The sequence below is a fragment of the Rhizobium fabae genome, from assembly GCF_003985135.1.
Lineage (GTDB): Bacteria > Pseudomonadota > Alphaproteobacteria > Rhizobiales > Rhizobiaceae > Rhizobium > Rhizobium pisi.
The window spans coordinates 511,600-537,543 of sequence record NZ_ML133646.1 but is presented as its reverse complement, the minus strand read 5'-3'; the positions used below and the strand labels follow the sequence as shown (position 1 = coordinate 537,543).

At 60.6% G+C, this 25,944-nt stretch carries 30 protein-coding genes; 15 read left to right on the top strand and 15 right to left on the bottom strand.

What is annotated here, in order from left to right:
* Positions 1 to 113 precede the first annotated feature (113 nt).
* Positions 114 to 533, top strand: coding sequence for a nuclear transport factor 2 family protein (locus tag EFB14_RS05775; RefSeq protein ID WP_126823471.1), 420 nt, complete (start codon positions 114 to 116; stop codon positions 531 to 533).
* 101 nt (positions 534 to 634) lie between these two features.
* Here the strand turns inward: EFB14_RS05775 and EFB14_RS05770 are convergent, their stop codons facing one another.
* The 5 genes from EFB14_RS05770 to map form a co-directional block, all read right to left on the bottom strand.
* On the bottom strand, positions 635 to 2,404 hold the full coding sequence (locus EFB14_RS05770) for a B12-binding domain-containing radical SAM protein (protein ID WP_126823469.1): 1,770 nt from the start codon (positions 2,402 to 2,404) through the stop codon (positions 635 to 637).
* A 149-nt stretch (positions 2,405 to 2,553) separates the two neighbouring features.
* Positions 2,554 to 3,357 carry an endonuclease/exonuclease/phosphatase family protein gene (locus EFB14_RS05765; protein WP_126823467.1) on the bottom strand — a complete coding sequence of 268 codons (804 nt, stop codon included), beginning with the start codon at positions 3,355 to 3,357 and terminating at the stop codon, positions 2,554 to 2,556.
* Between the two features lie 60 nt (positions 3,358 to 3,417).
* Positions 3,418 to 4,824 (bottom strand): Si-specific NAD(P)(+) transhydrogenase, encoded by a 1,407-nt coding sequence (gene sthA / locus EFB14_RS05760; RefSeq protein WP_126823560.1) that lies wholly within the window; start codon positions 4,822 to 4,824, stop codon positions 3,418 to 3,420.
* 118 nt (positions 4,825 to 4,942) lie between these two features.
* Positions 4,943 to 5,758, bottom strand: coding sequence for a RadC family protein (radC, locus tag EFB14_RS05755; protein ID WP_126823464.1), 816 nt, complete (start codon positions 5,756 to 5,758; stop codon positions 4,943 to 4,945).
* Between the two features lie 7 nt (positions 5,759 to 5,765).
* Positions 5,766 to 6,602 carry a type I methionyl aminopeptidase gene (gene map, locus EFB14_RS05750; protein WP_125844926.1) on the bottom strand — a complete coding sequence of 279 codons (837 nt, stop codon included), beginning with the start codon at positions 6,600 to 6,602 and terminating at the stop codon, positions 5,766 to 5,768.
* A 248-nt stretch (positions 6,603 to 6,850) separates the two neighbouring features.
* Here map and EFB14_RS05745 point away from each other — a divergent pair, with 248 nt between their 5' ends.
* Positions 6,851 to 7,510 (top strand): TetR/AcrR family transcriptional regulator, encoded by a 660-nt coding sequence (locus EFB14_RS05745; protein WP_126823462.1) that lies wholly within the window; start codon positions 6,851 to 6,853, stop codon positions 7,508 to 7,510.
* 294 nt (positions 7,511 to 7,804) lie between these two features.
* The gene (locus tag EFB14_RS05740) at positions 7,805 to 8,137 is read left to right on the top strand and encodes a DUF6105 family protein (RefSeq protein WP_126823460.1); all 333 of its coding nucleotides are present in this window, start codon (positions 7,805 to 7,807) and stop codon (positions 8,135 to 8,137) included.
* Here the strand turns inward: EFB14_RS05740 and ruvX are convergent.
* Positions 8,074 to 8,568 carry a Holliday junction resolvase RuvX gene (gene ruvX, locus EFB14_RS05735; protein ID WP_126823458.1) on the bottom strand — a complete coding sequence of 165 codons (495 nt, stop codon included), beginning with the start codon at positions 8,566 to 8,568 and terminating at the stop codon, positions 8,074 to 8,076. The genes EFB14_RS05740 and ruvX overlap by 64 nt on opposite strands.
* Positions 8,569 to 8,685: 117 nt before the next feature.
* Between ruvX and EFB14_RS05730 the strand changes: the two genes are divergently transcribed.
* The 5 genes from EFB14_RS05730 to EFB14_RS05710 all read left to right on the top strand — a co-directional run bounded on the left by EFB14_RS05730 (position 8,686) and on the right by EFB14_RS05710 (position 12,075).
* A complete protein-coding gene (locus EFB14_RS05730) occupies positions 8,686 to 9,390 on the top strand; it encodes a metal-dependent hydrolase (RefSeq protein ID WP_126823456.1) in 705 nt (234 codons plus the stop codon).
* A gap of 69 nt (positions 9,391 to 9,459) precedes the next feature.
* Entirely contained in the window at positions 9,460 to 9,747 is a 288-nt protein-coding gene (gene gatC / locus EFB14_RS05725) for an Asp-tRNA(Asn)/Glu-tRNA(Gln) amidotransferase subunit GatC (protein ID WP_092748043.1), read from the top strand.
* A gap of 58 nt (positions 9,748 to 9,805) precedes the next feature.
* A complete protein-coding gene (gene gatA / locus EFB14_RS05720) occupies positions 9,806 to 11,287 on the top strand; it encodes an Asp-tRNA(Asn)/Glu-tRNA(Gln) amidotransferase subunit GatA (protein WP_126823454.1) in 1,482 nt (493 codons plus the stop codon).
* On the top strand, positions 11,278 to 11,778 hold the full coding sequence (locus EFB14_RS05715) for a GNAT family N-acetyltransferase (RefSeq protein ID WP_126823453.1): 501 nt from the start codon (positions 11,278 to 11,280) through the stop codon (positions 11,776 to 11,778). The genes gatA and EFB14_RS05715 overlap by 10 nt, the downstream gene beginning before the upstream one ends.
* 21 nt (positions 11,779 to 11,799) lie before the next feature.
* Positions 11,800 to 12,075 (top strand): hypothetical protein, encoded by a 276-nt coding sequence (locus EFB14_RS05710; RefSeq protein ID WP_126823451.1) that lies wholly within the window; start codon positions 11,800 to 11,802, stop codon positions 12,073 to 12,075.
* Positions 12,076 to 12,127: 52 nt separating this feature from the next.
* Here EFB14_RS05710 and EFB14_RS05705 read toward each other — a convergent pair whose 3' ends face one another.
* A complete protein-coding gene (locus tag EFB14_RS05705; RefSeq protein ID WP_126823449.1) occupies positions 12,128 to 12,385 on the bottom strand; it encodes a YjhX family toxin in 258 nt (85 codons plus the stop codon).
* Between the two features lie 312 nt (positions 12,386 to 12,697).
* Between EFB14_RS05705 and EFB14_RS05700 the strand changes: the two genes are divergently transcribed.
* Positions 12,698 to 13,207, top strand: coding sequence for a GNAT family N-acetyltransferase (locus tag EFB14_RS05700; protein ID WP_126823447.1), 510 nt, complete (start codon positions 12,698 to 12,700; stop codon positions 13,205 to 13,207).
* A gap of 4 nt (positions 13,208 to 13,211) precedes the next feature.
* Here EFB14_RS05700 and EFB14_RS05695 read toward each other — a convergent pair whose 3' ends face one another.
* Entirely contained in the window at positions 13,212 to 13,523 is a 312-nt protein-coding gene (locus EFB14_RS05695) for a DUF1294 domain-containing protein (protein WP_126823445.1), read from the bottom strand.
* A 148-nt stretch (positions 13,524 to 13,671) separates the two neighbouring features.
* On the opposite strand from EFB14_RS05695, the gene gatB reads away from it, so the two are divergent.
* From gatB to EFB14_RS05670, 5 genes are all read left to right on the top strand, one after another.
* On the top strand, positions 13,672 to 15,174 hold the full coding sequence (gatB, locus tag EFB14_RS05690; RefSeq protein ID WP_126823443.1) for an Asp-tRNA(Asn)/Glu-tRNA(Gln) amidotransferase subunit GatB: 1,503 nt from the start codon (positions 13,672 to 13,674) through the stop codon (positions 15,172 to 15,174).
* 3 nt (positions 15,175 to 15,177) lie between these two features.
* On the top strand, positions 15,178 to 15,681 hold the full coding sequence (locus EFB14_RS05685; protein ID WP_126823441.1) for a GNAT family N-acetyltransferase: 504 nt from the start codon (positions 15,178 to 15,180) through the stop codon (positions 15,679 to 15,681).
* Between the two features lie 7 nt (positions 15,682 to 15,688).
* A complete protein-coding gene (locus EFB14_RS05680; RefSeq protein WP_376772309.1) occupies positions 15,689 to 16,159 on the top strand; it encodes a GNAT family N-acetyltransferase in 471 nt (156 codons plus the stop codon).
* 104 nt (positions 16,160 to 16,263) lie between these two features.
* Positions 16,264 to 16,662 (top strand): NADH:ubiquinone oxidoreductase subunit NDUFA12, encoded by a 399-nt coding sequence (locus tag EFB14_RS05675; protein ID WP_125844901.1) that lies wholly within the window; start codon positions 16,264 to 16,266, stop codon positions 16,660 to 16,662.
* A gap of 127 nt (positions 16,663 to 16,789) precedes the next feature.
* Positions 16,790 to 17,230, top strand: a complete 441-nt coding sequence (locus EFB14_RS05670) for a DUF2155 domain-containing protein (RefSeq protein WP_126823437.1) — start codon at positions 16,790 to 16,792, stop codon at positions 17,228 to 17,230.
* 30 nt (positions 17,231 to 17,260) lie between these two features.
* Here the strand turns inward: EFB14_RS05670 and aat are convergent, their stop codons facing one another.
* From aat to EFB14_RS05645, 5 genes are all read right to left on the bottom strand, one after another.
* Entirely contained in the window at positions 17,261 to 17,875 is a 615-nt protein-coding gene (gene aat, locus EFB14_RS05665) for a leucyl/phenylalanyl-tRNA--protein transferase (RefSeq protein WP_126823435.1), read from the bottom strand.
* Positions 17,876 to 17,882: 7 nt separating this feature from the next.
* On the bottom strand, positions 17,883 to 19,238 hold the full coding sequence (gene accC / locus EFB14_RS05660) for an acetyl-CoA carboxylase biotin carboxylase subunit (protein ID WP_183604823.1): 1,356 nt from the start codon (positions 19,236 to 19,238) through the stop codon (positions 17,883 to 17,885).
* Positions 19,239 to 19,242: 4 nt separating this feature from the next.
* The gene (accB, locus tag EFB14_RS05655) at positions 19,243 to 19,716 is read right to left on the bottom strand and encodes an acetyl-CoA carboxylase biotin carboxyl carrier protein (RefSeq protein WP_126823433.1); all 474 of its coding nucleotides are present in this window, start codon (positions 19,714 to 19,716) and stop codon (positions 19,243 to 19,245) included.
* A gap of 20 nt (positions 19,717 to 19,736) precedes the next feature.
* Entirely contained in the window at positions 19,737 to 20,174 is a 438-nt protein-coding gene (gene aroQ, locus EFB14_RS05650) for a type II 3-dehydroquinate dehydratase (RefSeq protein ID WP_126823431.1), read from the bottom strand.
* A 161-nt stretch (positions 20,175 to 20,335) separates the two neighbouring features.
* Positions 20,336 to 21,091, bottom strand: a complete 756-nt coding sequence (locus EFB14_RS05645; protein ID WP_126823429.1) for a DsbA family protein — start codon at positions 21,089 to 21,091, stop codon at positions 20,336 to 20,338.
* 194 nt (positions 21,092 to 21,285) lie between these two features.
* Between EFB14_RS05645 and EFB14_RS05640 the strand changes: the two genes are divergently transcribed.
* Complete coding sequence (locus EFB14_RS05640; RefSeq protein ID WP_126823427.1) at positions 21,286 to 22,443, top strand: pyridoxal phosphate-dependent aminotransferase; 1,158 nt, start codon at positions 21,286 to 21,288, stop codon at positions 22,441 to 22,443.
* A gap of 30 nt (positions 22,444 to 22,473) precedes the next feature.
* On the opposite strand, the gene EFB14_RS05635 is transcribed toward EFB14_RS05640, so the two are convergent.
* Both EFB14_RS05635 and phaC read right to left on the bottom strand, forming a co-directional pair.
* The gene (locus tag EFB14_RS05635; protein WP_126823425.1) at positions 22,474 to 23,829 is read right to left on the bottom strand and encodes a DUF2778 domain-containing protein; all 1,356 of its coding nucleotides are present in this window, start codon (positions 23,827 to 23,829) and stop codon (positions 22,474 to 22,476) included.
* 207 nt (positions 23,830 to 24,036) lie between these two features.
* The gene (phaC, locus tag EFB14_RS05630; RefSeq protein ID WP_245438209.1) at positions 24,037 to 25,881 is read right to left on the bottom strand and encodes a class I poly(R)-hydroxyalkanoic acid synthase; all 1,845 of its coding nucleotides are present in this window, start codon (positions 25,879 to 25,881) and stop codon (positions 24,037 to 24,039) included.
* Between the last annotated feature and the right edge of the window lie 63 nt (positions 25,882 to 25,944).

The following is a 25,944-nucleotide window of genomic DNA, read 5'->3' as shown; positions in this document are numbered from 1 at the left end:
ATGATCCGGGGCAGTTCATTCCCGAACGTCTTCTACGATAGAGCTGCAGCAACAAAGAGTTGCAATAAAGTATAATTCACGGCAGATTTCGCTGACGGTGGGAGGACCTGAACATGACTGCAAAGCACGACATGAAGAAGCTCGTGGAGGAAATGTATGCTGTGCGTGACCGCGGCGATGTCGAGGGCACGCTGGCGCTGCTCGGCGAGGGTTGCACCTTTCGCATGGTCGGCAATATGCGGCTGGCGCCCTTTTCAACTGAATCAAGCGGGCATGCGTTTCGGCAGGCGATAACGCAGCTTATCACAGTATGGGACCTATCGAAGATCAGGACAGCCATCTATGTGGACGAAGACGAGCAAATGGTCTTTGCCCACCGCGAAGGCGAGGTGAGGCACATCCCATCGGGAGTGAGCTTCCAAACGGAATTCATCGACAAGATCCATTTCCAGGATGGCAAACTGGTCAAGATCGTCGAGTTCGTCGACACGCTGCAGGTGGCTGAGACGAGCCAGATAATCCAAATCGCTTAAACGGGCATCCAGGTCGAAGCGCTTCAAAGCGCGACATCAACTTGATTTAAGTTTGATGCCGCCCATGTTTTCGGCCGACAGGGCGTCGGCCGCCGTTGCAATCAATGCCCTGTCAGTTGCGCGACTTTCCTGACATGGCTGACGGCCGCGGCGCCACCGGCCGTCTGGGTGAAGAGGTGAAGCGTTTCCTCCTCGTCATCGGCCACCGGCGTCAAAGCCTGATCCATATAGGTCTTCGACTTGGCGTCCCTTGCGATCAGGAATGCCGAGACTGCCAGGCTGATGATCGTGCCGGCGAGCGAGACATGCTTGCTGAAGGTTTCCCAGACGAAGCGCGGCCAGAACACCAGAGGATTTTCGCGCGGCAGCTCCGGGCGCCGTTCCGACGGCGTCTTTAGACGCAGCAGGCCGCTTTGAAGCGGATGCACGTTTTCCAGCGGCACTGTAGTCGCAAAGGAAACGAGAACCTTGGCGAGCCTTACCAGTGGAACCCCGGTTGCCACGGCGCGGCGCAGCAGCGTCTTCATATGATCAGGCGAATAATAGAGCGACCATGCCTCGTGATAGATGTCTTCCCATTCCTGCTTGCTCATCTTCGGATGCGCGGTGCAGACATGTTCGACGTCGTAGATATTGAGATCGGCATCCATCTCGACGCCCTTCTTCCACAGGACCTGATGGTCTTCGGAGCCGGGCAGCGGCGTCAGGATGAAGAATTCGATGACATCGAGCGGCAGTTCTTCCTGGATGATCGTGATGTCGCGGCGGATCGATTCCGGCGTGTCGGCGGGGAAACCCAGGATATAACCGGCGAGCGTCATGATGCCTTGCGCCTTCCAGGCGAGCAGCATCTTACGATATTCGGTGATCTTGTTCTGGTTCTTCTTGGCGGCTGTGAGATTATCGGGATTGACGTTTTCGAGGCCGATGAAGACGCGCGTCACGCCGGCGCGCTTGGATTTTTCGATGAAATTCGGAATCTTATGGCAGAGCGTATCGACCTGGATCATCAGGCCGAGCGGAATGCCGTCGCGCTCCTTGAGCTCGATCAGCCGATCGAAGATCGCTTCCCAATCCTTGTTGCGGGCGAAATTGTCGTCGGTGATAAAGAATTTATGGATGCCCTGCGCCCAGTTCATCCGCACCAGCTTCTCGACGTCGTCGGCCGAGCGGAAGCGTGACTTGCGTCCCTGGACGTTGATGATGGTGCAGAACGAGCACTGGTAGGGACAGCCGCGCCCGGCATCGAAGCTGGTGCTGAGCCCGAGCGTGCGCTGGATATTGTCCCTCGGCAGGAAGGGAACCGGCGTGCCGCCGATGCCGGGAAGGTCGTTCATGAAATTGTAGAGCGGCTTCAGCTCGCCGGCGACCACGTCGCGCAGCACCATGTCGAGCCGTCCTTCGGCCTCGCCGGCAAACATCGAGATACCCATGTCGCGGCAGGCATCGAGCCCGACCGCCTTGCCGTCGAGCATCGACAGGCAGCCGGAAACATGGAAGCCGCCCATCGAGACCGGCAGGCCGGCATCGCGGAACGGCCGGGCGATATCGAGCGCGCGCGGATACTGGTTCGACTGGACGCCGACCAGCGCAACCATGCCGAAATTGTCGTGGCGTTTGAACTGGGAGAGCAGCTTGGCGAAATCGATCCGTGTGTTGGTCTCGTCGATGACGGTGATATCGATCTCGGTGTCGGGTCCGAGCACTTTGCGCTCGGCGCATTCGGCAGCGATGCCGTAGAGGGCCGCGAGCGAGTTGGAGGGGATCATCGCCCGCCACCAGCGGATGACGTAGCCGTCATCGTCATAATGCGACGGCTTGATCAGGATGAGCTGAAAACGTCTGCGCGCGGCTTCCGGGGAATGGGACAAGAGTATCTATCTTTCTTTAGAAGCTTTTGCCCGGAGACAAAATGGCGTTGAAGGCACATATCAGGCACGGCGCAGGATGCGAACTATCGGCTTCAAACTACGGCATAAAGCGGCGCGATACTCCGCACAGTGTCTCAACCATCAATATACTACATGATATCGAGCATCAATGCGCGGTGGTCTGAGACCTCCGGCGCCTCGACCACCTTGAATTCGGCAATGTTCACTCCCGGTGTCACGAGCATGTAGTCGGCATATCGGCCCTGCTTCAGATAGTAGGAGGTGCGTGTATCTACAAGGCCGTTTCCGGTGACGAGATCGGAAAGCCCGAGTCTGGCGAGAACCTTGAAGGTTGCACTGTCAGGCAGCACGTTGAAATCGCCGCAGACGACGAGCCCTTCGTCGCCGGGCCAGACGCGCTTAATAAGCTTGACCAGCGCTTCGGCCTGTTCTTCGCGCGCCGCCGTGTCGCCTTTGCCCGCGGGATCGCGCAGGCCGTGCAAATGGGCGATGGTCACGGTGGAAGCATTGTCGCGGCTGAAGAGCCGGATGCAGTGCGCATTTCGCGGACGCGGATGCTCGCCCCAGCCATCGGCTGAAAAGCTGCCGTGCACGAAGTCCAGCCCCTGGCCAATGACGGAGTGCGTCTTGCGCACGAAGGTCGCCAGCCCGAATTCGGCGGCAGTGACGATATCGCCGTCGAAAAGTTCGCCTCTCGATGTCGGGCAGAAGAAGCCGTCGTGGCCGGGCAGGGCGGCGCTGATTTCCTCGAAGAGATTGGTGCGCTGCGGCAGTTCCAATCCCGCGTCGCGATAGACCGCCCATCCTGGAGATGCGCCGGGTGTACGCAGCACCTCCTGCAGACACAGCACATCCGGATCGGCGTGCCTGACATAGTTGATCAGGGCTTCATGCAGCCTGCCGCCCCATGCATTCAGCGAAATGATCCGCAATGTTATTCGGCTCCGTTTGGCGACCGGATCAAACCATACTCCGGCGTCTATGCGATGCGCCTAGAGTTCGGACTTGATGTCGCCCATCCGGTTCCAGGCGTCGAGGCCGGCGATCTTGTAGGCTTCGGCGAGGGTCGGATAGTTGAAGGTATTCTCGACGAAATATTCAACCGTGCCTTTGAGATTGAGCACTGCCTGGCCGATATGGACGAGTTCGGTAGCACCTTCGCCGACGATATGCACGCCGAGCAGGCGGCGCGTCTTCAGAGAGAAGATCAGCTTCAAAAGCCCGGTGTCGAGGCCCATGATATGACCGCGCGAGGTTTCGCGGAAACGGGCGATGCCGCATTCATAGGGAATGCCGCGCTCTTTCATTTCCTCTTCGGTCAGGCCGCAGGTCGAGATCTCCGGCACGGCGTAGATACCGTAGGGGAAATATTTCGGCGGCTCCTTGGCGACTGCGCCGATTGCGACACGGGCGGCAATGCGGCCCTGTTCCATCGAGGTCGAGGCAAGGCTTGGAAAACCGACGACGTCACCGGCGGCGTAGACGTTGGCAACCGATGTCTGGAAGGTTTCCGGATTGACCTTGAGACGGCCGCGGCTGTCGGCTTCGAGGCCGATGGCCGAAAGGTTCAGCGCGTCGGTCGCCCCCATGCGGCCGGCGGCAAAAAGCACCATGTCGGTCGTCAGGCGCCGGCCGCTGTCGAGCGTCAGCTCGACCTTGCCGTTGTCGAGTGTCTCCACCTTGTCGGCCTTCTGGCCGAGCAGTAGCTTCATGTTGCGGTCGCGTAGCTGGTAGGTGAAATCTTCGATGATTTCCTTGTCGATAAAGTCGAGCATCGTCGCCTTCGGGTCGATGACGGTGACGGCTGTGTCGAGCGCGCTGAAGATCGTCGCATATTCGATGCCGATGACGCCGGCGCCGATAACCACCATCGATCGCGGCAGCTCCTGGATGTCGAGCAACTCGTCGCTGTCGAGAACGGTCTTGCCGTCGAAGGGTATGTAATCGGGGCGGAACGGCTTGGTGCCGACAGCGAGCAGCACGCTGGCGGCGGTGACCTGCGTGATCTCGCCGTCGTCCTTGATCACCTGCAGTGTCGACGCATCGATGAAGCTCGCCTTGCCGCGAATATGCTGCACGCGATTGCGGGCGAACTGGTGTTCCAGCACCTCGACCTCGTGGTTGAGCGTAATCAGCAGGCGACGCCGCAGGTCATCGGCGCTGATCTCTTCCTTGACGCGGTAAGACCGGCCGTAGAAGCCGCGTTCGCGCCAGCCGGAAAGATTGAGCGCGGTCTCGCGCAGCGTTTTGGAAGGGATGGTGCCGGTGTGCACGGACACGCCGCCGACGCGTTTGCCCTGCTCGATGACAAGCACTTTCTTGCCGAGTTTTGCAGCCTGGATCGCGCCCCGGCGCCCTGCGGGACCGCTGCCCACCACAACAAGATCGTACTGAAGCATCATCAAGCCCCGGATTGGAAAGGAATCATTTGCGACGCAAAAATGTCGCCCGTCTATCGGTAGCCGGTCAATGTTACAGATTGTTTTACGGCCGCCGATTCGGCCGGACCTGTGCTTTTCAGATCAGCTTCAGCCCCTTTAGGCTGACATGACCATCCTTGCCGATGATGACGTGGTCGTGGACGATAATATCGAGCGCCTTGGCGGCGTCGATGATCACCTTGGTCATCTCGATGTCGGCGCGCGATGGCGTCGGATCGCCGGAGGGATGGTTGTGCACGAGGATCATTGCCGTTGCCGAAAGCTCCAGCGCCCGTTTCACCACTTCGCGCGGATAGACCGGGGTGTGGTCGACCGTACCGCGGCCTTGCACCTCGTCGGCGATCAGCACGTTGCGCTTGTCGAGAAAGAGGATACGGAACTGTTCGCGGGTTTCGTGCGCCATGGCGGCATGGCAATACTGGATGACAGAAGACCACGAGGATAGGACCTGCTTGCTCCTGAGTTCGCTTTTCAGGGTCCGGTGGGCGACAGTCGAAATCAGCTTCAAGTCGAGCGCCACGGCCTCGCCGACACCTTTCACCTCCGTCAGCAATGCCGCAGGCGCGCCGAAAACGCCGGCGAGCGAGCCGAACCGTTCGATCAGCGCCTTGGCGATCGGCTTGGTGTCGCGCCGCGGGATCAGGCGGAAAAGCAAGAGTTCAAGGATTTCGTAATCGGCAAGCGCCGTATCGCCGTGCTCGCGGAAGCGGTCTCGCAAGCGCTCGCGATGGCCGTGATAATGCTCTTGGGGCGCAAGCGAGGCGGGCAGAACGGCCCTCGCATTCGGCGCGGACGGTTTTCCCGGCCGCCCGAAGAACGAGCGCTCGTCAGCGGCAAAAGGCTCCTCGAAAGGCAGTTCGTCATCGGAAGAGGGAACAGGCCCTTTCGCCATCGGACGGTCACCCGTTGAACGGCGGTAGGCCGGGGCGGTCGAGCCCGCCAGGCGACAGCGTGAAGATCTCACAGCCGTCTGAGGTGACGCCGACGGTATGTTCATACTGCGCCGAAAGCGAGCGGTCGCGGGTCACTGCCGTCCAGCCGTCGGCGAGTACCTTCACATGCGGACGGCCGAGATTGATCATCGGCTCGATGGTGAAGATCATGCCTTCGCGCAGCTCCGGCCCTTCGTTGGCGCGGCCATAGTGCAGGATATTCGGCGAGTCGTGGAACAGCCGGCCGACTCCGTGGCCGCAGAAATCGCGCACCACGGAACAGCGCTCGGCCTCCGCATAAGTCTGGATCGCCTCGCCGATCGCCCCCGTGCGGGCGCCCGGCCTGACGGCGGCAATGCCGCGCATCAGCGATTCATAGGTAACCTCGAGCAGCCGCTCCGCGGCGCGCTTGACGGTACCGACAGGATACATCCGGCTGGAATCGCCATGCCAGCCATCGAGCACGAAGGTCACGTCGATATTGACGATATCGCCTTCGCGCAGCGGCTTGTCGTTCGGAATGCCATGGCAGACGACGTGGTTGATCGAGGTGCAGGTCGATTTGGTATAGCCGCGATAGTTCAGCGTCGCCGGATAGGCGCCGTGATCCATGCCGAAATCGAAGACGAACCGGTCGATGTCATCGGTCACCAGCCCCGGCTTGACGATATCGGCAAGCGCGTCGAGGCAACGCGCGGTCAACTGGCATGCCCTGCGCATGCCCTCGTATGCTTGCGCGTCGTAAAGCCGGATGGCGCCCGTATTCTTCGGAGGCGCGGAAGAGGCTTCGATATAGTTCACCATTGCAAGGCCTTAGTGGAGAATATTAGAATTGTTCATAATGCAGCTATGCCGGGTTCGTCCATCGCGATCAACCGCCGGCGCGACATTTCTGAACGGATCCGATCCGCAGGCCATGCAGCCTTCCGCATCCGTCCGGTGCCAAATCATCGGCCGGACTTGAATATCCACAATCTTCCCAAGGAGATAGGATTGATCGGACTGGGTCTCCCGGCTACTCACCGATTGGTGACAGCGGGGAAGGGTCGGCCATGTTGATTGAAGCGGTAAAACTTGAAAATTCGCCGGAGGCCGGCGCCGAGCCGGAACGGCGCGTGCGCGATCGCGGCGCCACCGAGCGCGCCATCCTCGCCGCTGCCAAAAGCCTGCTGGCCGAGGAGGGCTTCCAGAACTTCGGCATCAATGCGGTTGCCCGCCGCGCCGGTTGCGACAAGCAGCTGATCTATCGCTACTATGGCGGCCTCGACGGACTGGTCGAGGCGATCGGCGCCGATCTCGGCACATGGGTGAGGGATCGCATTCCGGAAGATACCGGCGGCATGTTCCTGCTCACCTATGGCGATCTGATGGAGCGGCTGGCGCTTCTGCTTCTCGACGCCTTGAAAAATGATCCGCTGATGCGCCGCATCCTCGCCTGGGAGATATCTGATAACACCGAGCAGGTGAGGCGGCTCTCCGAAGCGCGCTCGAAGGCGCTCGCGCTCTGGCTGGAGCGCATGCGCGGTTCGCTGGCACCGCCGAAAGGCATGGATGCAGCGGCCGTCAACGCCATCGTCATTGCTGCGATCCAGCATCTCGTGCTTGCAGGTGCGGCCGGCGGGCAGTGCGCCGGCCTGTCGTTGAAGACGCCGAAGGACTGGGAGAAGGCGGCACTAGCGCTGAAGCGCATCGTTCGCGGCGTCTACGGCTGACACTCATCCACAGGGGCGGCGGCCATGTTAACCTTAATGAATGGTTTACGTTGCGCGTCGCCGGTTAACCCGACAGTGTGGCGGTCAGCAGAGATGATACGAGTAGAGTCCCGAGTTGACGTCCATGGGAGCCAAAATCGCTAGAGCTGTGTTTCTCGTGATGGCGATGATGTTCTTTGCAGTCCTGGCGCTGGACATCGCAGTTCCAACGTTGGTGCTCTGTATCATGGCATTGTCGACCTGGTTGGTCTCACTCGATCTGCCCGTCGCGCACAAGCATGGAGGAGAGGCCGCATGAGGTGGTTTCTGATCTTCTGGGCCGGCCCCATCATCTTTCTGGGTGGATGGTACTGGCTTTCCTATTACGACATGAACTTCGGCATCTTCATGCTGACGCGGCAGGTCCATGATCTGACCTTCGCGGTTTATGGCAAGGCGCTCGGCCTTCCGCCGGAAACCATCCCGCCGCTGGTTGCCCGCGCGATCGCCGTTGACAGCCTCGTCGTCTTCGCAATCATGGGCTTCAGAAAGCGCAAGTCGATCGCTTCCTGGTGGACAGCGCGTCAGGCGTTGAATTCATCTCCAGCAGACCTTGCCAGCAAGGAAAGCCTGTCGAGCGCGCCCTGAAGGATGAAGCTTGCCGCGGCCGAATCGATCCGTTCGGCCCGCTTTGCGCGCGAGACATCCATTTCCAGCAATGCCCGTTCCGCCGCAACCGTCGAAAGCCGCTCGTCCCAATAGACGAAGGGCAGCGCCGTCTTCTGTTCCATGTTGCGCACGAAGGCGCGCGTCGCTTGCACGCGCGGACCCGCCGATCCGTCCATATTCATAGGCAGGCCGATAACGAAGCCCGCGATTTTTTCAGCTGCGGCAAAATCCAGCAGCGCCTGCGCGTCGATAGTGAACTTGACCCGGCGGATCACCGGACGCGGCGTGGCGAAGCGCCGCCCGAGATCGGACATGGAAAGCCCGATCGTCTTGGTGCCGAGATCAAGGCCTGCGATCGCCTGTCCCGGGGCCAGCGTCTCAGCCATTTCCTCGATCGTCAGCACCGTCATTATCGTTTCATCCCGTCAAGAGAAATTGAAGTCGCCGCCGCTTTCCTTTGCGGCCGCATAAGATATGTCCTTAACATCGAAACCGGTTTTTGCATCACGTAATAAAGGAGAGATTTCATGAAGATCACCTGGCTTGGCCATTCCGCCTTCCGCATCGAGATATCAAAGGCGAAGATCCTGCTCGATCCGTTCCTCACCTACAACGCCTCCTTTTCCGGCCAGGATATCAAGGACGTTTCCTCGGGCATCACCCATATCCTGCTGACGCATGGCCATGGCGATCATGTCGGCGATACCGTGGCGCTCGCCAAAGAGACTGGGGCCGTCGTTCTCGCCAATGCCGATCTCGCCGCATGGCTCGGTTCCAAGGGCGTCGACAAGATCGAGATGGGCAATACCGGCGGCACGATCGCGCTCGGCGGTTTCTCCGCGACCTTCACCAATGCGCTGCACTCCTCCGCGCAGATCACCGAGGACGGCGTCTCGCATGCACTCGGCAATGCCAACGGCCTGATGCTGCATTTCGACGACGAAGCCTCGATCTTCGCCATGGGCGACACCGATATCTTCTCCGACATGGCGCTGATCAACGAATTGCATCAGCCCGATATCGGCTTCGTGCCGATCGGTGACCGCTTCACCATGGGCGGCGCGGTGGCAGCCCTTGCCTGCCAGCGCTATTTCGGCTTCAAGACCGCGATCCCCTGCCACTACGGCACCTTCCCGATCATCGAACAGACGGCCGATAAATTTGTTGCCGGCATGGAGGGATCGAAGACGCAGGTGAAGGCGCTCAAGCCGTCCGAGAGCCTGTCGATCTGACGAAACCCCGTTGCGTCAGGCGGACATGGCCTTTATAGCGGGTAGGAAAAATCCCATCCGGAGAATGCCATGTCCGTCGATCTCGCCACCGTAAAGCGCGTCGCCAAACTTGCCCGTATTGCCGTCTCCGAGGACGAGGCAAATCGCATGGTTGGCGAGCTGAACGGCATTCTCGGCTTCGTCGAGCAGCTCTCCGAAGTCAATGTCGACGGCGTCGAGGCGATGACGTCGGTCACCCCGATGGCGATGAAGAAGCGGACCGATGAGGTGACCGACGGCAACAAGGCGGCTGACGTCGTCGCCAATGCGCCCGTCACCGACCACAATTTCTTCCTGGTGCCGAAAGTCGTCGAATAAGGCTGCGAAGCCTCTTTCCGACCCCTGTTGCCATTTCCAGATCTGAAGCGAAAATATCATGAGCGAACTCACCAGCCTGACCATTGCCGAAGCCCGCCGGAAGCTGCGCGCCAAGGAAATCACCGCACTCGAACTGACCGAAGCCTATATCTCGGCGATCGATGCGGCCAATGACCGGCTGAACGCTTACATCAAGGTCACGCCGGATCTCGCCCGCGTCATGGCGAAGAATTCCGATGAGCGTATCGCGGCTGGCAAGGCCGGCGAACTCGAAGGCATTCCGCTCGGCATCAAGGATCTTTTTGCCACCGTCGGCGTCCACACCCAGGCCTGCAGCCACATTCTCGATGGTTTCGAGCCACGTTATGAATCGACCGTGACGCAGAACCTCTGGGATGACGGCGCCGTCATGCTCGGCAAACTGAATATGGACGAGTTCGCCATGGGCTCATCCAACGAGACCTCCTATTACGGCCCGGTGATCAATCCCTGGCGCGCCGGCGGCTCCAACCAGCAGCTTGTCCCGGGCGGCTCATCCGGCGGCTCGGCCGCGGCCGTCGCCGCACATCTCTGCGCCGGTGCCACGGCGACCGATACCGGCGGTTCGATCCGCCAGCCGGCTGCCTTCACCGGCACGGTCGGCATCAAGCCGACCTATGGCCGCTGCTCGCGCTGGGGCACCGTCGCCTTCGCCTCCTCGCTCGACCAGGCGGGCCCGATCGCCCGCGACGTGCGCGATGCCGCAATCCTTTTGAAGTCGATGGCAAGCGTTGATGCCAAGGATACGACTTCGGTCGATCTGCCCGTACCGGATTACGAGGCCGTCCTCGGCCAGTCGCTGAAGGGCATGAAGATCGGCATTCCGAACGAATACCGCGTCGACGGCATGCCTGAGGAGATCGAGACCCTGTGGCGCCAGGGCATCGCCTGGCTGAAGGATGCCGGCGCCGAAATCGTCGACATTTCGCTGCCGCACACCAAATATGCCCTTCCGGCCTATTATATCGTCGCTCCGGCCGAGGCATCCTCGAACCTCGCGCGTTACGATGGCGTCCGTTACGGCTTGCGCGTCGACGGCAAGGATATCGTCGATATGTACGAGAAGACGCGTGCGGCCGGCTTCGGCAAGGAAGTCAAGCGCCGCATCATGATCGGTACCTATGTGCTGTCGGCCGGCTACTACGATGCCTATTACATCCGCGCCCAGAAGGTCCGCACGCTGATCAAGCGCGATTTCGAACTCGCCTTCGACGCTGGCGTCGACGCGATCCTGACCCCGGCAACGCCGTCGTCCGCCTTTGGCGTCGCCGATGAGAACCTCGCCGCCGATCCGGTGAAGATGTACCTGAATGACATCTTCACGGTGACGGTCAACATGGCGGGCCTGCCGGGCATCGCCGTCCCCGCCGGCCTCGACCAGAAGGGCCTGCCGCTGGGCCTGCAACTGATCGGCAAACCTTTCGACGAGGAAACCCTGTTCAAGACCGCCCATGTGATCGAGCAGGCCGCCGGCAGGTTTACGCCGGCGAAGTGGTGGTAAGCGGGCTCGTCATTCGCCCGATAGCGGTAGCCGACCACCAGGCGGTCGGCACCGTCGGTTTTGCCGCCTGGGCGGCGAACGATCCCTATGAGGATAGCTATCGCGATCCGGGTGTGATTGCCCGGGTCAGGCATGATTTCGAGACCTTTGCCGGTATGACGAAGGGTGAAATCGTCATTGCCGAACTGAACGGGCAGGTTGTCGGCTGGGCTGCGCGCCAGACTGCGAGGAACTACCTCTCCGACTTGTGGGTGCATCCCGACCATCAAGGCAAGGGTTTCGGCAAGGCGCTTCTGCTCCATCTGTGCGAGGCGATGAGGAACGAGGGGCTGGTAACGGCGCGGCTCGACACGCACGCCAGAAACGGCGGCGCCATCCGTCTTTACGAACGCTGCGGTTTCACCATCATCTGGCACGGCATCGAATTTTCCAAGAGCATGGGCGTCCCACTTGAAAAGGTGCATCTTGAAAAGCGTTTGACGGATCGATAGCCGAAACCAGAAGGAGATCTTATGCCGAAACAGGATCTTGCGAAATTGATCGAGGCATTCGATCGCCTTGCCGCCGCCGATTTCACCATGGGCGCGGAGTGGCAGGCGGTCCACGAAATCTGTCAGCGCCACGAGGGCGAACAGCCCTTCGATTGGGGCCACGCCCTTTGCCATCGCATCGAGCGCGATGACTGGAATGCCGACTATTGGTATCGCCGCGCCGGCAAGGCGCGCGGTACCGGCGCAATGGCCGACGAGTGGTCGGCAATGCGGGCGGAGCTCTCTGCCAAGGCTTGAGACTTCACCCTGACCGCGCCGGTTCGACGAGCGGTCAGGGTGGCTGCCTGGATTACCTGTTGTCCAGCTGCGACCTGACCAGCCTCAGCCCTCTTTCGGTGATCCGGTAGGGCCGGCCGCCTGAGGACTTGATCGCCCTCAGCCGTTTCAGCTTTCGGAAGAGATCGAGGTCGACGCCGGGATAGAGCCAGCCGTCGCGGGTGAAGCAACTGACGGCCCCGATTTTCCTGTTGTCGTCGCGGGTAATTTCGATGCGGCCGCCTTGGGCCATAAGATGCAGGATGCGCTGCTCCGTGCGTGAGATGTCCATGTGTTGAGATCCGGTGTCGCGCCCGGCAGGGCGCACAAAAACGATCTGGCGCTCATTCGAACGTCAGGGCTTCGTTTTTTTCGGGCCCATGCGCGCAAGCGAACTCGCGGGCAGGGCCTTTACCGGGTCTCAGGCAGGCTCAACATAAAACACCTCGATAAGGTTTCTTATTCAGTCGGGAAAAGCCGGTCAAGAGTGTGTGCTCAGATCAAAACCAGTCCAAAATTGTAGTTTCGGACGCATCGCTCCATGGCAGGTGCTGGTAAAATCCGCGACTCAATGGTCTAGTTGAAGGGTAACGCGGAGGTGTCTTTGATCCACATTCGCAATGCCCGCGACGGGGAAGCGCAACTGCTGAGCGAGATCGGGCTGAGGGCCTGGCAGAAGGCGATGGCGGCGATCGGCGAATCGGACGCGATGATCGACGCGGCGCGCAACGCCTTTCGCAATTTCGTGGAAAACGACTGGCTGACCATTACCGTCGTCGAGCAGAACGGCCAGGTCGCAGGCTGGGCGGCGCGCGAAGGATTGGACGAAACCATCTCGGATTTCTGGATCGATCCCGCCTTCACTCGCCAGGGGCTCGGTTCGGCCCTTCTCGAGCGCATAGAAAAGGACATTGCCGAGCAGGGCTTCGAAAAGGCGGCGATGCAGACCCATTCGGGCAATAGCGAAGCAATCGGCTTCTTCCGGAAGCACGGCTACAGCATCCACTGGCTCTCGGTTGCCTACAATCCGAAGCTCGACCGTGATGTGCCCTCCGTCGGGCTGAGGAAGCAGCTTGTTTCCGACGACCAAGGTGGGTACGGGCAGGAATTCTGACGCGCTAAAAATCCTGAAGAAGGCGCAGGCTCCATTGCGGCGCAAAGGCCAGCACCGCAGCCAGTGCGCCATGCAAGATCAGGATCGCCGCCAGGATTGACCGGAACGGTTCCTTTTTCGTCTTGTGCCGCAGGAGCTGCTGCGCCGCCATGGCGCCAAGGCTGCCGCCGATCAGCGCAAGGGTCAAAAGCGTGCGCTCGCTGATACGCCACCCGCCATTACGCGCCGCCTTCTTGTCGAGGAAATAGATCAAGAAGACGAGGAGGTTCAGCGTCAGAAACAGTGCGGCCAATTTGGTGATATCGATTATCGTCATGCGGCGACTCTATCGTGCCTCGGTTAACCCACGGCAAATGTCGCCGTCCTCTGTCAAACCGCGTTGCACGCTATGGCGAAAGCCTTGCACCGGCACGCCATTTCCTTTACCTCACCAGTGGAAAAGAACAGCCTGCAAAGAGTATCAGATGACCCTTGTCGACGTCCGCACGCCCGATCCGAAACGCTTCATCCCCGGCGCCACCGGCGACTGGGAAGTCATCGTCGGCATGGAAGTCCATGCCCAGGTTCTGTCCAATTCGAAGCTCTTCTCCGGTGCTTCGACGGAATTCGGCAAACCGCAGAATTCGAACGTCTCGCTGGTCGATGCCGCCATGCCCGGCATGCTGCCCGTCATCAACGAGGAATGCGTGAAGCAGGCGGTCCGCACCGGCCTCGGCCTGAAGGCCCAGATCAACAAGCGCTCGCTGTTCGACCGCAAGAACTATTTCTATCCCGACCTGCCGCAGGGCTATCAGATCTCGCAGTTCAAGGATCCGATCGTCGGCGAGGGCAAAATCGTCATCTCGCTTGGGCCGGATCGCCAGGGCCAGTTCGAGGATATCGAGATCGGCATCGAGCGCCTGCACCTGGAACAGGATGCCGGCAAGTCGATGCACGACCAGCACGCGACCATGTCCTATGTCGACCTGAACCGCTCCGGCGTTGCGCTGATGGAGATCGTGTCCAAGCCCGACATGCGCTCGTCCGACGAAGCCAAGGCCTATATGACCAAGCTGCGCTCGATCGTGCGTTATCTCGGCACTTGCGACGGCAACATGGACGAAGGCTCGATGCGCGCCGACGTCAACGTCTCCGTCCGCCGTCCGGGTGAGGACTTCGGCACGCGCTGCGAGATCAAGAACGTCAACTCCATCCGCTTCATCGGCCAGGCGATCGAATATGAAGCCCGCCGCCAAATCGGCATTCTGGAGGATGGCGGCACGATCGACCAGGAGACCCGTCTCTTCGATCCGAACAAGGGCGAGACGCGCTCGATGCGCTCCAAGGAGGATGCGCACGATTATCGCTATTTCCCCGATCCGGACCTGCTGCCGCTCGAATTCGACGATGCCTTCATCGAGGCGCTCGAAATCCACCTGCCGGAATTGCCTGATGACAAGAAGGAGCGCTTCGTGCGCGAGCTCGGTCTGTCGATCTACGACGCTTCCGTGCTCGTCTCCGAAAAGGCGATCGCCGATTATTTCGAGGCCGTGGCGGCAGGCCGCGACGGCAAGACCGCGGCAAACTGGGTGATCAACGATCTGCTCGGCGCGCTGAACCGCACCGGCAAGGATATCGAGCAGACGCCGGTTTCGCCTTCTCAGCTCGGCGCCATCATCGATCTCATCAAGGCGGGAACCATCTCCGGCAAGATCGCCAAGGATCTTTTCGAGATCGTGCTCACCGAGGGCGGCGATCCCGCCGAGATCGTCGAATCGCGCGGCATGAAGCAGGTGACCGATACCGGCGCGATCGAAAAGGCAGTGGACGAGATCATTGCCGCCAATCCGGATCAGGTCGAAAAGGTCAAGGCGAAGCCGACCATGGCGGCATGGTTTGTCGGCCAGGTGATGAAGGCGACCGGTGGCAAGGCCAATCCGCAGGCCGTCCAGGCGCTCGTCAAGGCGAAGCTCGGCATCGAGGAATAAGCGGTGTATTTCGTCCGCACCGCTGGAGCGCGCGACCTGGAGAAGGTGCGCGCCCTTCTGGCGGAGAGCTTCCACGCCACCTATGACGGCCTCCACGGCAAGGCCAGGGTGGACGATCTGATCGCCCATCTCTTTACGCCGGCTGCGCTAAAGGCGCGCCTGGTGCGCAAGGATGCCGAATTCCTCGTTGCCGACGACGGCCGCAGCATCGGCGGCATGGGCTATGCTGCAATGTCGCAGGCGCTGACGAAAACGGTCATGCTGCATCTCCTCTATGTCAACCCAACGCTGCAGAGGCAGGGCATCGGCCGGGATATTTTCGCCGAACTCGAAACCTGCTTCCCGGATGCGGAGATCATGCGTCTCGAAGTCGAACCGCGGAATGCGGCCGCGATTGCCTTCTATCGCGCACACGGCTTCACCGAGGTCGGCCACAACGAGAATGCCGCGCCCGGACAATCCGGCATTCCGGCGCTGATTTTCGAAAAACCGCTCGAAGGGCGTTGAGGTCGTGGTGCTTGAATCGTCAGAGATTCTTATTCGCCAGGCGCGTAAAGACGATCTGCCGGCACTCGTCGCGCTGTTTGCCGCCGATGCGCTCGGCGGTCACGGCGATACGACCGATCCCGAGGCTTTTCCGGATTATGCCAGGGCATTCGCGGTCATCGAGGCTTCGCCCGACCAGACGCTCTATATCGCAGAGTGTGGCGGCGAGGTCGTCGGCACCTTTCAGACAATGGTGACCACCTCACTGACCGGCCGCGGCTCCTCGGCGATGATCATCGAAGCGGTGCAGACGCGTGGCGATATGCGCGGGCAGGGGATCGGGGCCGCGATGATCGAATTTGCCATTGCCGAGGCAAAAGGCCGCGGGATGAGGCGGGTAGCGCTGACCTCGAATGCGTTGCGCAAGGACGCCCATCGTTTCTATGAAAGGCTGGGCTTCAAGCCCTCGCATCTGGGCTTCAAGATGGCCTTGAAATGACCCGCGGCTCTCGTGGAATCGCTGGACAATTCGGCGTTGCGACGGCATAAGCGAAGAAATGAATTCTGGTTTCGCTCGTGTTTTGACGGGCACAAGGAAAAGACATGTGGAATCTTCTGGTTCAAACCTTCACCTGGTGGAACGGTCAGACGATGGGCACGCGTTTTGCGACCTGGCGTTTCGGCAAGCGCGTCGGTGAGGATGAATTCGGCAACGTCTATTATGAAGGCGGCATGTCTTCCTACGGTCTGCCGAAGCGCTGGGTGATCTACAAGGGTTATGCCGAAGCTTCCGCTATTCCGCCGGGTTGGCACGGCTGGATGCATCATCGCACCGATGTTCCGCCGTCCAAGGAAAACTACACTGCCAAGGAATGGCAGAAGCCGCACCGTCCCAACCATACCGGTTCGCCGCAGGCCTATCGCCCGCCGGGCTCTATTGCTGTTCCGGGCGAACGTCCGCGCGTCACCGGCGATTACGACGCCTGGACGCCCGGCAACTGAGACGGCTCGACTTGAGACGACGCGACTGGGCCGATCCTCAGGCTCGGCTTTTAGCCACAATTGACCTTTACCCGCAGGTTGGCCGCGCTTGACCGCGGCCTTATTTGAAAATTCTGGAGACGGGTACATGAAGCTCTTCACGCGGAACATGGTCCTGCGTGCCGCCGGATCGCTACTGGCGCTCTCGGCCTTGCTTCCGACGGTAGCGGCAAATGCCGCCCGCATCGAAAATCCGGTTGCCGTCTTCTCCGGTCTCGACAAGATCACCGGCCGGATCACGACTTTCGACGTCTATGTCAACGAAACGGTACAGTTCGGCGCGCTGCAGGTAACACCGAAGGCCTGCTATTCCCGCGACCAGACCGAAGCGCAGAAGATCGACGGTTTCGTGGAAGTCGACGAGATCACCCTCGACCGCAAGATCCGCCGCATCTTCACCGGCTGGATGTTCGCCGCCAGCCCCGGCCTCAACGCCGTCGAGCACCCGATCTACGACGTCTGGCTGAAGGACTGCAAGACAAGCTCGGATGTCCCGGCTCCCGATAACGCGAAGGCGCCAGCCCGTTAACGCGCGATGCCGAAGCACGCAGTATTTGGCTTAAAACTTTAGATTAGGCGACTCCATCGCCGCGGCGAGTATCGCGGCATAGTCTGCCTTCGGAACATCAATTGCTCCGAACGTCTTCAGATGCTCGGTGGTGAACTGTGTGTCGAGCAGGGTGAAGCCCTTTTCCCGCAGCCGGTCGACCAGATGCACGAGGCAGATCTTCGAGGCGTCGGTACGGCGTGAAAACATGCTTTCGCCGAAGAAGGCCGAGCCGAGCGAGACGCCGTAGAGGCCGCCGACCAGCTCATCGCCGTCCCAGGCCTCGACGGTATGGGCATGCCCCATGTCGAAGAGCGTCGAATAGAGCGATCTGATCGTCGTGTTGATCCAGGTGCTCGGGCGCCCGGATGTCTCTTCCGCGCAAGCCGCGATCACCTGATCGAAGGCGTGATCGAAGCGGATTTCGAAAGGCTGCCTGCGCACCGTCTTGGCAAGGCTCTTCGATACATGGAAATGGTCAAGCGGCAGTACGCCACGCAGTTCCGGCTCGACCCAGAAGATCTCTGGGTCGTCGGCGGATTCGGCCATCGGAAAAAGGCCGATGGAATAGGCGCGCAGGAGAATGTCAGGGGTGATGCCTGGTGATTTCCTGCGCGATCCTGCCATTCCTGTCCTATGCCGTCGGTGTGTTGGCGAGGTAGTGTTCCAGCCAGTGGATGTCGTAATCGCCATTGGCGATATCCTGGTTGGAAACGAGATCCTGGAACAGCGGCAGCGTCGTATTGATGCCGTCGACGACAAATTCGTCGAGCGCCCGGCGTAGGCGCATCATGCATTCGACGCGCGTGCGGCCGTGCACGATCAGCTTGCCGATGAGGCTGTCGTAATAGGGCGGGATCTTGTAGCCCTGATAGGCGCCGGAATCGATGCGCACGCCAAGGCCGCCCGGCGCATGGAAATGCGTAATCGTGCCGGGCGAGGGCACGAAGGTGCGCGGGTGCTCCGCATTGATACGGCACTCGATGGCGTGACCGGAAAAATGCACCTCGTCCTGCGTCACCGAGAGACCGCCGCCGGAGGCGACGCGGATCTGCTCATGCACCAGGTCGATGCCGGTGATCGCTTCCGTTATCGGATGCTCCACCTGCAGACGGGTGTTCATTTCGATGAAATAGAACTCGCCGTTCTCGTAGAGGAATTCGATCGTGCCGGCGCCGCGATATTTCAGCTTTTTCATGGCGTCGGCACAGATCTGGCCGATCTTCATGCGCTGCTCGACGTTGAGAGCCGGCGAATTCGCCTCTTCCCAGACCTTCTGGTGGCGGCGCTGAAGCGAGCAGTCGCGCTCGCCGAGATGGATGGCATTGCCTTCACCGTCGCCGAACACCTGGATCTCGATGTGGCGCGGCTTACCGAGATATTTTTCCATGTAGACGGCGTCGTTGCCGAAGGCGGCTGCCGCTTCCGTGCGCGCCGTCGACCAGGCTTCGATCAGATCGGCCTCACTCTTGGCGACCTTCATGCCGCGTCCGCCGCCGCCGGCCGTGGCCTTGATCAGCACGGGATAGCCGATTTCGGCGGCCGTCTTCAGCGCATCCTCTTCGGTCTTCACTTCGCCGTCCGAGCCTGGAACGACGGGAATGCCGAGTTCCAGCGCAGTCGTCTTGGCGGTGATCTTGTCGCCCATGATGCGGATGTGGTCCGCTGTCGGCCCGATGAAGGTGATGCCGTGTGCATCGAGGATATCGGCGAACTTGGCATTCTCGGACAGGAAGCCGTAGCCCGGATGCACGGCGTCGGCGCCGGTGATCTCGCAGGCGGCGACGATCTGGTGGATGTTGAGATAGCTCTCGCGCGAGGACGGCGGGCCGATGCACACGCTTTCGTCGGCAAGGCGCACATGCATGGCATCGGCGTCGGCGGTGGAATGAACCACGACGCAGGCAATGCCGAGCTCCTTGCAGGCCCGGAGCACGCGAAGGGCGATTTCCCCGCGATTGGCGATGAGGATTTTCGAAATCATGGGCATCGGTCTACTCGACGACGACGAGGGCTTGGCCGTATTCGACGGGATGTCCGTCATCGACGAGGATTTCGGTCACTTTGCCTGACTTCGGCGAAGGGATCTGGTTCATCGTTTTCATCGCTTCGATGATGATGAGCGTCTGGCCTTCCTTGACGGTCGCGCCGATCTCGATGAAGGGACGCGCGCCCGGGGCCGGGGCCATGTAGACGGTGCCGACCATCGGTGCACTGACGACGTTTGCGGGGTTGCGGCTGGGAGCTGCGGCAGGGGCGGCAGCGGCTGCTGCCGGTGCGGCGGCTGCGGGCGCGGCAAAGGCCGGTGCTGCGATCGGTGCCTGGACGTATTGCGTCGTGCCGGCGCGCGAAACGCGGATGCGCAGATCGTCCTGCTCGACCTCGATCTCCGTCAGATCCGTCTCGTTGAGAATGTTGGCGAGATCGCGGATCAGTGCCTGATCGATACCCGATTTCTTTTCAGCCATGGTGTTGCCCTGTCTTCTTCTTATGCCGTGATGTTCTTCAGCGCGTGGAGCGCCAGGATGTAGCTGTGAGGCCCGAAGCCGCAGATCACGCCCTTGCATGCCGGCGCGATCATCGACTTGTGGCGGAATTCTTCCCGTGCATGCACGTTGGATATGTGGAGCTCGATGACGGGAACTGAAATAGCGCGGATCGCATCATGCAGCGCGACCGATGTATGGGTATAGGCGCCTGCATTGATGGCAACACCGACAGCTTTTTCGCCCGCCTCATGGAACCAGTCCACAAGCGTGCCTTCGTGGTTGCTCTGGCGGAAATCGATATCAAAACCGAGTTCGCGGCCGGCCGCCTTGCAGTCCGCCTCGATGTCCTTGAGCGTCTTGCCGCCATAAATGCCAGGCTCTCGCTTGCCCAGCATGTTCAGATTGGGGCCGTTCAGAACAAATATTGTTTGCGTCATCGAATGTTCCGTAAAATGCACGACGGCAACCTATAGACTCCGCGAAGGCTGATTGAAAGCCCTTACGGATTGGCCGGCGGGAATCGTGCCACATTTGTCCACATGGCTGAAACGCTTCGATTTTGGCGATTTGATGGGTTGCCCGGTTGGCAGCTCGCTGCTCAGCAGGCGGTCTTGCCGCAGCTGCGCATGTTCTTGACCTTGGCTTCGAGATCGTCGAGCCCGACGGCACCAGGCACCAGCTCGTTGCCGATCACATAGGAGGGCGTGCCGCTGATACCGAGGCTGGAGGCGAGCTGATAGGTCGCCTGAACGATGCCGTCATTCGGGCTCTTTGCCATCTCGGCGCGGATCTTGTCCTCGCTGACGCCAAGCGAAGCGGCGACCGCGATCGCTGTTTCGTCAGAGGCGCGGCCTGCGCTGCCGAGAAGGGCGACGTGGAAATCGGCGTATTTCTCCGGTGCGAGTTTGCGGAAGGCATCGGCCACCTTGTGGGCGGCGACCGAATCCGGTCCGAGGATCGGAAATTCCTTGAGCACGAAACGGACGTTCTTGTCCTTCTTCAGCATCGCCTGCATGTCGGGAAGCGCGTGACGGCAGTAGCTGCAATTGTAGTCGAAAAATTCGACGACGGTGACATCGCCCTTGGGATTGCCGAGCGTGACGTCGTTTTTCGAATCGAAGATGTTGGTGCTATTCTCTTCGATCGCCATATTGGCTTTCACCAGCCGCTGGGCTTCCTGCTTCTTCTGCAGTGCGTCCTGGACATCGAGCATGATCTCGGGATTTTCGATCAGATATTGCTTGATGAATTCGCCGAACTCCTTCTTCTGCTGGTCGTCGAGCGCTGCCGCCGAAAGCGGAAGGGCGATCGATGCGGCAAGCGCCACTGCGGTAAAGGTGGGGAAGAAGGCCATGATATCCTCGTTATCAGCGGTATGATCGTCTCGTCGTCGGGTTAATGGACTTGAGAGCGTTGCGTCAAGGTACGGCGCGTTCTCTGCTCCTCAAACAGGATTTTTCATCCTCGCGCGCCCCTCGCGGGATTGTGATGAGCCGATTATTACGGCAATTGTCGGGCCGTTATTCAGAAGTCGAGCGAGAAGCGATCTTGTTTTCCATATCGAAACGCAGCGAAGTCGAGCCTTTTCACGCCATGGATGTCCTGGCGGAGGCGACGAAACGGCGTGCAAACGGCCATGCCGTCATCTCGATGGCCGTCGGTCAACCCTCGCATCCCGCACCTCAGGCCGCTCTCGCAGCGGCCCGCGAAGCACTTGCCGAAGGCCGGATCGGTTATACCGATGCGCTGGGGACAGCGCGGCTGAAATCCGCGCTTGCGTGGCACTACAGGGACCGGCACGGACTGGAGATCGATCCTGCGCGTATCGCCGTCACGACCGGGTCTTCAGCGGGTTTCAATCTCGCCTTCCTGACGCTTTTTGATGCCGGCGATGCAGTGGCGATCGCAAGGCCCGGTTATCCCGCCTATCGCAATATCCTCGGCGCGCTGGGTTTGAAGGTTCTCGAGGTGCCGGTGACGGCCGAGACCCATTTCACTCTGACGCCGCAAAGCCTGGAAGCGGCGCAGAAGGAAAGCGGCGTGAAGCTGAAAGGCGTGTTGCTCGCAAGCCCCGCCAACCCGACCGGCACCGTGACGGGCCGCGAGGGGCTGAAGGCGCTTGCGGATTACTGTCAGGCCCATTCCATCGCCTTCATCTCGGATGAGATCTACCATGGGCTGACCTTCGCCGGCGAGGAAGCGAGCGCTCTGGAGCTGACCGACGAGGCGATCGTTATCAACTCCTTCTCCAAATACTATTGCATGACCGGTTGGCGAATCGGCTGGATGGTGCTGCCGGAACGCCTGGTGCGGCCGATCGAGCGCGTGGCGCAGAGCCTTTATATCTCTCCGCCGGAACTCTCGCAGATCGCCGCGGCGGCCGCTCTCGGTGCCGGCGAAGAGCTTGATCGGGTCAAGGCAAGTTACGCCGCAAACCGTGAATTGCTGCTCGATCGTCTGCCGAGGATCGGCCTTGCGCCGGCTTCGCCGATGGATGGCGCATTCTACGCCTATGTCGACGTTTCGCGTTTCACCAATGACAGCATGGGGTTTGCCAAGCGCATGCTCGCTGAAATCAACGTCGCCGCAACACCCGGAATGGATTTCGATCCGCTGGAGGGACATCGCACGCTGCGTTTGTCTTACGCCGGCTCGCAAGCAGAGATCGCCGAGGCGGTGGAGCGAATCGCAGCCTGGCTGAAATAGCCTTCCAGGCCGGCGATCCACGCCTGTCGCTTAGCTGCGCGACGAAAATAGCGAGGCGAGCGTTGAAGCCGGTTTGCCGTTCAGCCTGGGCACCACCACGAGCTGCCTGATGTCGCCGCGCTTGTAAGCTGCGAGGAAGCGCTTGTAGTCCCTGAAAGAGACGCAGCCGTTGGAATCGCCATTCTTGCCGAGCATGTAGGTATGAGCCAGCAGGCCGACACGGTCATAGATGGCGTCCGCGCCCTCGACCGGCGTCAGCCGCAACGCCTCGACGCCATGGAAAAGGCTCTCGCGCATGGTGAGGGCATAGGTGTGCGGTGGTGTCGGTCCGCGCATCTTCTGGTTCACATAGCGCGGGTTGTCGCGCATCTTGCCGAGACCGGAATGCGCTTCGAGCCGTTCGCCGTTCGGCAGATAGACGGTGCTGTTCTCGATGTCGTAGATCGCAACACCTGCGCGCAGCTTCGGTGAGAAGACCGGCTTGTCGTAACGCGGCACCGCATCGTCTTCGTCATCCTCGATCGCCGAGTTCGGCTTGGCATAGGCGAGGACAGGCTCGGCGGAGCGCTGTTGCCCCTTGGAAGCCGGAGCCGGTTTGCCGACGAGGCCATCGGGCCGCGCCATCGGCAGCGGCACCGAATCTGCGTCCGGCGCCAGAACGAGATCGAAGGGCGGTTGCTCTTCGGCCTCTGCGACGACTACGGGCGCCGATTTTTCTGCAGGCACCGACGCCATCTTGGCCGCGGGAGCGGCCGGCTCGACCGGGGCCGGAGCGATCTGCTGCGGCCCGGCATCGGCCAGTGCGAGCAGGGCGGGGAGTTGGACGGCCGCAACGGCCTCCTTGGAGGGAATGATGATGCGGTCTTGGTTTTCTTCGTCCGCCCCGACCTGGGCAACCTCCGTCGAGGGCGTGACGATATCGTCCTTGGCGAATTTTACGCTGTCGGCGGGGGCGGCCGGCGTTGCGGCGGCAACGGCTACCGGCGGTTCAGCCGGCGTGACGAGACGGTTATTCCTTGCGAGCGCAAGCGATGCCATTGCGGCAGCGTTGGTCTTTTTCGCATGCGAATGGATGAGCTCGGCCGTCAGGGCCACGACCGGCTTGGCGTCGAAGGCCGTCAGCCGGTCAGCCTTGCCGACATGGATCAGCCGTTCATGGTTCATCGCCGGCTTGAGCTTCGGCGCCGATGCCACCTGCGGTAAGCCGTCGGCAGAGGAAACGGGTGCGGTGATCGAGTGCATCGTCGCGAAGGTCGCGATCAGCCATGTGGAGGTCAGAAGTCCGGCGCCGACGACACCGTAAAGAAAGCCGCGAGATCTGCGCGAACGCAAAGCAGATCCGCTAAGAGGGGTGACGTCATTGAACGTCCCTACCGCTAACGCCATACTACACTCGTCTTTCAAACTCGCTACGCAGGCCGGCGGCACTGACTGAATAAACTTCGCCGGGGCCGGTAAAGGCGCAAATGGGCCGAATTTGGACCAAGTGCGACTTCAGGCTTGTTTCGCAAGGATGACGAATTATGGTTTCTAATTTGTTTACGCGTCGTCGCTCTTTTTCTGGACGTCCCAAAAAGAGATGCGCGCGCCTTCTCAGGCGCGTTCCATCACATAACTTCCCGGGGCTTCCTCGATCGCATTCAGCGCGTCGCCGCCGGGTTTGCGTGCCGGTACGCGCTTGCCGTCATGCGTTTCGATCCAGGCCTGCCAATGCGGCCACCACGATCCTGGCGTCTCGTTCGCCTGCTCGAGCCAGTCCTCGTATTCTCCCTTGGCCGGGCCGCCCGTCCAGTATTGATATTTCTTTTTGTCGGGCGGGTTGACGACGCCGGCGATATGTCCCGATCCGGTGACGACGAATTCCACCTTGCCGCCGAAGAACTGGCTGCCGAGAAAGACGGATTTGGCAGGCGCGATATGATCCTCGCGGGTGGCGAGATTGTAGATCGGGATCTTCACGTCCTTCAGCGACACGGACTTGCCGTCGAGGATCATCTCGTTCCGCGTCAGCGCATTCCGGAGATAGCAGTTGCGCAGGTAGAAGGCATGGTTTGCAGCTGCCATGCGGGTCGAATCGGCGTTCCAGAACAGGAGGTCGAAGGGCAGGGGCTCCTGACCCTTGAGATAGTTGTTGACGAAATAAGGCCAGATCAGCTCGGAGGCGCGCAGCATGTTGAAGGCCATCGACATCTTCGTGCCGTCGAGGTAGCCGGCCGCCTGCATATGCTCTTCAAGCGCTGCAAGCTGCTCCTCGTCGACGAAGACCTTGAGATCGCCGGCATGGGTGAAGTCGACCTGTGTGGTGAAGAGCGTCGCGGTCTTGATGCGCTTGTTTTTTTCCTTGGCGTGCAGCGCCAGCGTTGCCGCCAGCAGCGTGCCGCCGACACAGTAGCCGACGGCGTTGACCTCCTTCTCGCCGGTCGCTTTCTCGATCGTTGCAAGCGCAAAATCGATGCCCTCGCGAGCATAGGCCGCCCAGTCCTTGTGGGCATGGCGCGCATCCGGGTTGACCCAGGAAATGACGAAGACGGTCTGCCCCTGGTCGACGCACCATTTGATGAAGGATTTCTGCGGGTTGAGGTCGAGAATATAGAACTTGTTGATCCAGGGCGGGCAGATCAGCAACGGCCGCTTCAGCACCGTTTCGGTCGAGGCTTCGTATTGGAGAATCTGGCAGATGTCGTTCTGGGCAATCACCTTGCCAGGCGTCAGCGCCATGTCTCGGCCGACGGCGAATTTCGTCATGTCGGTCTGGCGCAGGCGAAGATCGCCCTTTCCGGCTGCAATATCCTCGGCCAGCATCTTCATGCCTCGCACCAGGTTTTCACCACTGGTTGCGATCGTCTCGCGGTAGAGCTGCGGATTGGTGGCGACGAAGTTGCTCGGCGAAAGCGCTGCCGTGATCTGCTTCACATAAAACTCGGCCTTGTGCTTGGTGTGCTCGTCAAGGCCGTCGGTCTCCGACACCAGCTTCTCCGCCCAGTCTGACGTAACGAAATAGACCTGGCGCAGAAAATCGAAGAAGGGATTCTTCTGCCAGTCCTCGTCCGAAAAGCGCTTGTCCTTGCGGGTGTCCGGCTCGGCTGACGTCGGCTCGCCTTGCAAGCCCTGCATCCGCTGCATCGAGCGCATCCAGATGCCGAAAAACGAGGACATCAGCTGCGTCTGCGCCTCGAAGGTGCGGCGCGGATCGGCAATCCAGTATTCGGTAACCTTGGACAGTGTCTTGACCATGTCGGTCATCGGGTCGACGACGCTGTCGGCGATCTCGCCGCGTTCGCGCGGCGCAAGCCAGGCAGAGGCGGCTTTCCCGAGATTTTCGAGCGCCCGGGCGAAATTCATCGTCATGGCCTCAGGATCCTTCAATAGATAAGGATCGAGATCGGTCGCATCGAAACCGGCCTTGCCGCCATTCTCCTGCTTGCTGTCGGTCACCATTTCCTCCGGCGGCAGCACTCTTTTTATCAGTTCGTTGTACATCGCGACCGAACGAGAAAACAA